At 66.1% G+C, this 6,469-nt stretch carries 6 protein-coding genes and 1 pseudogene; 4 read left to right on the top strand and 3 right to left on the bottom strand.

All coding sequences use genetic code 11. The features are described 5' to 3' along the window. Both JCM9942_RS09400 and JCM9942_RS09395 read right to left on the bottom strand, forming a co-directional pair. Window positions 1-542, bottom strand: a 542-nt coding sequence (locus tag JCM9942_RS09400; protein WP_172675087.1) for a TolC family protein, incomplete at its 3' end; no start/stop codon positions are given. Continuing rightward, window positions 539-982 (bottom strand): MarR family winged helix-turn-helix transcriptional regulator, encoded by a 444-nt coding sequence (locus tag JCM9942_RS09395; RefSeq protein WP_054659251.1) that lies wholly within the window; start codon window positions 980-982, stop codon window positions 539-541. The genes JCM9942_RS09400 and JCM9942_RS09395, both read right to left, overlap by 4 nt. A 198-nt stretch (window positions 983-1,180) precedes the next feature. Between JCM9942_RS09395 and parC the strand changes: the two genes are divergently transcribed. The 3 genes from parC (at window position 1,181) to JCM9942_RS09380 (ending at window position 4,432) form a co-directional block, all read left to right on the top strand. Next, a complete protein-coding gene (gene parC, locus JCM9942_RS09390) occupies window positions 1,181-3,424 on the top strand; it encodes a DNA topoisomerase IV subunit A (RefSeq protein WP_054659249.1) in 2,244 nt (747 codons plus the stop codon). A gap of 85 nt (window positions 3,425-3,509) precedes the next feature. Then, entirely contained in the window at window positions 3,510-3,761 is a 252-nt protein-coding gene (locus tag JCM9942_RS09385; RefSeq protein ID WP_054659247.1) for a hypothetical protein, read from the top strand. A gap of 14 nt (window positions 3,762-3,775) precedes the next feature. Continuing rightward, window positions 3,776-4,432, top strand: coding sequence for a thiopurine S-methyltransferase (locus tag JCM9942_RS09380; protein WP_054659245.1), 657 nt, complete (start codon window positions 3,776-3,778; stop codon window positions 4,430-4,432). A gap of 50 nt (window positions 4,433-4,482) precedes the next feature. Here the strand turns inward: JCM9942_RS09380 and bfr are convergent. Beyond that, window positions 4,483-4,970 (bottom strand): annotated as a pseudogene (gene bfr / locus JCM9942_RS09375) (bacterioferritin). A 149-nt stretch (window positions 4,971-5,119) separates the two neighbouring features. On the opposite strand from bfr, the gene JCM9942_RS09370 reads away from it, so the two are divergent. Further along, on the top strand, window positions 5,120-6,469 hold a 1,350-nt coding region (locus tag JCM9942_RS09370), incomplete at its 3' end, for a penicillin acylase family protein (RefSeq protein WP_172675086.1).

Genomic DNA, 6,469 nt, shown 5'->3' with positions numbered 1-6,469 from the left:
GCCTGCGCATCCACCGCCGCCGCATGCGCGCGATCCACCGCCGCCTCCCACGCCGCGCGTTTGCCGCCCCACAGATCCACGCCATAGCTGAAATTGGCCACGGCCTGCACGCTGCCCATGTAATGGCCACCCAGCTCATTGCCCACCATCGACTCGGGCAGGGTGATGCCGGTGTAGCCCGGCGACAGCGACAGGCTCGGCTTGCGTTCGGCGCTGGTGCTGGCGCTCTGCGCCTGCGCCTGCCGCAGGCGGGCATCGGCCACCTCCAGCGTCGGACTGTTGCGCAGGCCTTCGGCAATGAGCGCATCCAGCTGGGGATCACCCAGTGCCCGCCACCAGTCCGCGGCCGGGAACCCCGGGGAGCTCAGGTCGTGGCCGGCCAGCGTCCTGCCGGCTTGCAGGCTGTCGGCATCCAGCAGCCGCCCTTGCGGACTGAGCCCGCCACTGCTGGCACAGGCGGCCAGCACCAGCGTCAAGCCGGTCAACAACGCCGGCCGGGCACAGCGGTGCAGGCCATGGGAGAAAAGTCGGGATGTGTTCATGGCAGGCAGAGGGAGTCGCGTACGCGGATCAACAGGGAAAGCAGCTGGGCGCGTTCGGCCGCATCCAGATCGCGCATGGCCACATCGATGGTCTGATCGCCACGCCGCTTGAGCCGCTGCCACAGCGCATGGCCTTCGTCAGTCATGACGATCTGCAGCGCACGGCGGTCCAGGGCATGGGGCTCGCGACGCACGCAGCCCAGCGCTTCAAGCCGGTCCAGCAGCCGGGTCACCGCACTGGGCACCTGGTCGATCGCATTGGCCAGTTCCACCGCGGTGCACGGCGCCATCACCGAGAGCTTTTTCAGCCCCAGGTAATGGGTGAAGCCGATACCGAGGTTCTCTTCGGCCATCGACGCATCCAGCCGGCGCACAAGCTCGTCAAAGACCTGCCGCAGCAACAATCCGAAGCTGGGCGGTTGGGAGGTGTCATCGTTCATGCCGGCAATTTTATTCCATATGGAATTATTCTGTCTAGAACATTTCCATCGAGAACCGGATGAGACACCACCACGGCGGCCCCGCCGCGGCACGGGCGTGACAACCGGCTTGGCATCCCGGCCGTCATCCGGATAATCGACCGATCAGGAAACCGGCGGTCCCGCCGCGCTTCTCACAACAGGTAGCTCCCACCCGCAATGACCGATCTTGCCCGCACCGTTTTCCACGGCTACGAACAGCAGCCGCTGCGCGAATATGCCGAACGCGCCTATCTCGACTATTCCATGTACGTGGTGCTGGACCGCGCCCTGCCGTTCATCGGCGACGGCCTCAAGCCGGTGCAGCGGCGCATCATCTATTCGATGAGCGAACTGGGGCTCAACGCCTCGGCCAAGCCGAAGAAATCCGCGCGCACCGTGGGCGATGTGATCGGCAAATACCACCCGCATGGCGACAGCGCGTGCTACGAGGCGCTGGTGCTGATGGCGCAGCCGTTCTCCTACCGTTATCCGCTGATCGAGGGCCAGGGCAACTTCGGCTCCACCGACGATCCCAAGTCGTTCGCGGCCATGCGCTACACCGAATCCAAGCTGACCCCGATCGCCGAAGTGCTGCTTGGCGAACTGGCCCAGGGCACCACCGACTGGACGCCCAATTTCGACGGCACCCTGGAAGAGCCCTCGTGGATGCCGGCACGCCTTCCGCACCTGCTGCTCAACGGCACCACCGGTATCGCCGTGGGCATGGCCACCGACGTGCCGCCGCACAATCTCAACGAGATCGTCAGTGCGGTGATCCGCCTGATCGATGATCCCAACGCCACCGTCGTCGACCTGTGCGAACACGTGCGCGGCCCGGACTACCCGACCACCGCCGAGATCATCACCCCGGCGGCGGATCTGCGGAACCTCTATGAAACCGGCAACGGCAGCGTGCGCGCCCGCGCCACCTTCCTCAAGGAAGGCAGCAACATCGTCGTCACCGCGCTGCCACACCAGGTCTCGCCGTCCAAGGTGATCGAGCAGATCGCCGCGCAGATGCGGGCCAAGAAGCTGCCGTGGCTGGAGGACATCCGCGACGAATCCGACCACGCCAACCCGGTACGGGTGGTGCTGATCCCGCGCTCCAACCGCGTCGATGCCGAACAGCTGATGGGCCACCTGTTCGCCACGACCGACCTGGAACGCAGCTACCGCGTCAACCTCAACGTGATCGGCCTGGACGGGCGGCCGCAGGTCAAGAACCTGAAGATGCTGCTGTCCGAATGGCTGCGGTTCCGCTATGACACGGTCACCCGTCGCCTCAACCATCGCCTGCAGAAGGTCGAGCGCCGCCTGCACCTGTTGGAAGGCCTGCTGGTGGCGTTCCTCAACCTGGATGAGGTGATCCACATCATCCGCACCGAGGATGAGGCCAAGGCCGCGCTGATCGCCCGCTTCGCGCTGAGCGAGGACCAGGCCGACTACATCCTGGAGACCAAGCTCAAGCAGCTGGCACGCCTGGAAGAAATGAAGATCCGCGGCGAGCAGGACGAGCTGGCCAAGGAGCGCGATTACATCCAGTCGATCCTGGAAAGCACCGCCAAGCTGCGCAAGCTGGTCAAGGACGAGCTGATTGCCGACGCCAAGAAGTTCGGCGACGAACGCCGCTCGCCGCTGGTGCAGCGGGGCGCCGCCCAGGCCATCGACGAGACCGAACTGGTCGCCAGCGAGCCGATGACCGTGGTGCTGTCGGAAAAGGGCTGGGTACGCGCAGCCAAGGGCCACGACATCGACGGCAGCAGCCTGTCCTACCGCGAAGGCGACGGCCTGCTGGGCATCGTCCGCAGCCGCAGCACGCAGCAGGTGGCCTTCATCGACAGCGAGGGCCGGGCCTACTCCACGCCGGTACACACCCTGCCCTCGGCGCGCGGCAACGGCGAGCCGCTGACCGGCCGCTTCTCGCCGGCACCGGGCAGCGCGTTCGTGACCCTGGCCAGCGGCGAGAACAACACCCGCTTCGTGCTGGCCTCCACCCACGGCTACGGCTTCGTCACCCGTTTCGAGAATCTCACCGGCCGCAACAAGGCCGGCAAGGCGATGCTCAACCTGTCCACCGGCTCCAGCGTGTTGCAGCCGGCGGTGGTCGCCAATCCGGAAACCGACCGCATTGTTGCCGTCACCAGCGCCGGCAACATGCTGGCCATTCCGGCCAGCGACCTGCCCGAACTGGACAAGGGCAAGGGCAACAAGATCATCGAGATCCCCAAGGCCAAGCTCTCCACCGAACGGGTGGTCGCGGTGGTCGCAGTGGGACCGGGCAACACCCTGCAGGTCCGCAGCGGCCAGCGCACCATGAGCCTCTCCTTCAAGGAGTTGGAGACCTATATGGGCACGCGGGCCACGCGTGGGCATCTGTTGCCCAGGGGCTGGCAGAAGGTCGAAGGGCTGGATGTCCAGTAATTCACTTTGCTGGCGCGCGGCATGCCACACCATGCTGCGCGCCGACTGAAACAGCGACGGCAAACCTGTCCTCAAGGAAGCACCCATGACATCGGCTGAAGACACACCCCCACAGACGATCTGTCCGGAATGTCAGGGCGACAATCTCTACGCCCATGGCGGCATCAACGCCCGTGGCGGCTACGGCCCTGACCTGTTGCCCGGTACCAGTGGCGTCTTCAGCAGCGCCAAGATGCAGACCATCGTCTGTCGCGACTGCGGCCTGATTCGTTTCTATGCGACCCGCGAAACGCTCGCCCGGATCACGCCAGACAATGGCTGGCGGAAAACCCGCTGAAGAGGAGCGACTCCATGCAACCGGATTTCTGGCTGCAGCGCTGGCACAACGGCCAGATCGGTTTCCATCGCACGGATGTCATGCCGCTGCTGACGCGGCACTGGCCCGCACTGGAGCTGCCGCCCGGCAGCCGCGTACTGGTGCCACTGTGCGGCAAGAGCCTGGACATGCACTGGCTGGCCGCCCAGGGACATCGCGTGCTGGGCGTCGAGCTGTCGTCGCTGGCGGTAGAGCAGTTCTTCGCCGAAGCGGGCCTGACGCCGGCGCGCCATCAAAGCAAGTACGGTGAACACTATCGCGCCGGGCCGATCGAGATTATCTGCGGCGACGCCTTCGCGCTGGACAGCACACTGCTGGCCGATATCGCTGGCGTCTACGACCGCGCCGCGCTGATCGCGCTGCCGCCGGAGCTGCGCCGCCACTATCGCGACACGCTGTACGCGCACTTGCCCGACGGCTGCCGCGGGCTGCTGATCACGCTGGAGTATCCCCAGGAGCAGAAACAGGGCCCGCCGTTCAGCGTGCCGCAGTCTGAAGTGGAGCAGCTGTTCAGCGCGCCATGGCAGACCGCGCTGCTGGAACGGCAGGACATCCTTGAGCAGCAACCCGGCTTCCGGGACCAGGGCGTCGCCGTCCTCTCCACCGCGGCATACCGGCTGCAGTACCGTTGAAACACGCAGGGCGGCCTGCGCCGCCCTGTTTCATCAAAACCCGGCCGGCCTCAATGGGCCGGAGCGTCCTTGGCGTCCATCTTGCTGGTCTGGTACAGCTCCAGGCCGATGCGCTTGATCAGACCCAGCTGCTGCTCCAGCCACCAGGCGTGGTCTTCTTCGGTGTCGCGCAGCTGTGCGATCAGGATGTCGCGGCTGACGTAGTCGCCGTGGGTTTCGCACAGTTTTACGCCTGCAGCGAGGTTGGCGCGCACCTGGTATTCGACCTGCAGGTCCTTCTCCAGCATTTCCATCACGGTCACGCCCGGCTCGAAGCCGTGCGGACGCATGTCCGGATCGCCACCGAGGAACAGGATGCGGCGCAGCAGCGCGTCGGCGTGTTCGGTTTCCTCTTGCATCTCGTGACCGATACGCTCGTACAGCGCCATCAGGCCTGATCCTCGTAACGGCGGGAATGGATGAAATACTGGTCACGCGCCGCCAGTTCGCCGCGCAGCAGCTCTTTCAGGCATTCGATGACGTCGGGGTTGCCCTTCATGGGGTGCTCCTGATGGTTCGCAATGGGCATAGCCTGCCCCATCTGGCGCGGCGATGATCTAATCGGAATCACTTTCAGTTGCGCTTCGCCCCACGCCGGCTGCACAAGCTGTCTACAATCGCGGCAGAACCGCTACCGGGGATAGGCCTGTGCTGCGTTGGCTGCTGCGTTCGCTGGGGATGCTGTTGGGCTTGCTGGTGCTGTTGCTGCTGATTCTCTGGCTGCTGTTGCGCGGCAGCCTGCCAACGCTGGATGGCCAGCGGGCCTTGCCCGGCCTGAGCGCTGCGGTCAGCGTCGAGCGCGATGCGCTGGGCGTGGTGACGATCAATGCGGCCAATGAGGTCGATATGGCCCGTGCGCTCGGTTATGTGCATGCACAGGAGCGCTTCTTCGAGATGGACCTGATGCGGCGCTCGGCCGCAGGCGAGCTGGCCGAGCTGTTCGGCACCGACGCCCTGCCGCTGGACCGCAAGATGCGCGTGCATCGCCTGCGCGCCCGCACCCATGACAACCTCGCCGTCGCGCTGGACGGAAAACGTGCCGTGCTTGAAGCCTATCGCGACGGCGTCAACGCCGGGCTGGCTGCGTTGCCGTTGCGGCCATGGCCCTATCTGCTGCTGCGCCAACCACCACGTCCCTGGCAACTGGAAGATTCGGTACTGGCCGGGCTGGCGATGTATGCCGACCTGCAGGACCCGGCCAACACCCGCGAACTGGCGCTGGCGCGCCTCAAGAAGGTGGTGCCGCCGGCCCTGTATACGCTGCTCACGCACGATGGCAGCAGCTGGGACGCCCCGCTGTTCGGCGCCGCCCGGGGGGACGCGCTGTTGCCGGATGCGGCAACCCTGGACCTGCGCCGTCCAGCCAGCATCGTGCCGCCTGCGCCGGTCGCGGCGGCGTCCGAGGTCCTGGGCAGCAACAACTTCGCCGTGTCCGGCGCCCTGACCGCCGACGGTCGCGCCATCCTCGCCGACGACATGCACCTGGGCCTGCGGGCACCCAACATCTGGTTCCGCGCACGCCTGCGTTACGCCGATCCGACCGCGCCAGACCGCAAGGTCGATGTCACCGGCTTCACCCTGCCCGGCCTGCCGGCGGTGATCGTCGGCAGCAATACCCGCATTGCGTGGGGCTTCACCAACAGCTATGTCGACACCGCCGACTACACCGCCGTGTCCGCCAATGCACCGCTGCGCATCCATGACGAGGCCATTGCTGTCGCAGGCGCCAAAACCGAAGTACTGCGGGTGCGCGAGAGCGATTGGGGACCGATCCTGTATGAGGAACCGGATGGACACCTTCTGGCCCTGCGCTGGGTCGGTCATCAGCCCGGCGCGGTCCGGCTGGCATTCGCCGACATGGCCAAAGCCGCGGATCTGGACGCCGCGTTCGCAACCGCCAATCGCTCCGGCATTCCGGCACAGAATCTGCTGGTCGCCGACCGCAGCGGCCGTATCGCCTGGCGCCTGATCGGTGCACGCCCCGCGCGTGATCCGGCC

Source organism: Stenotrophomonas pictorum JCM 9942 (assembly GCF_001310775.1).
Classification (GTDB): domain Bacteria; phylum Pseudomonadota; class Gammaproteobacteria; order Xanthomonadales; family Xanthomonadaceae; genus Stenotrophomonas; species Stenotrophomonas pictorum.
This window is presented reverse-complemented; position numbering and strand designations above follow the sequence as displayed.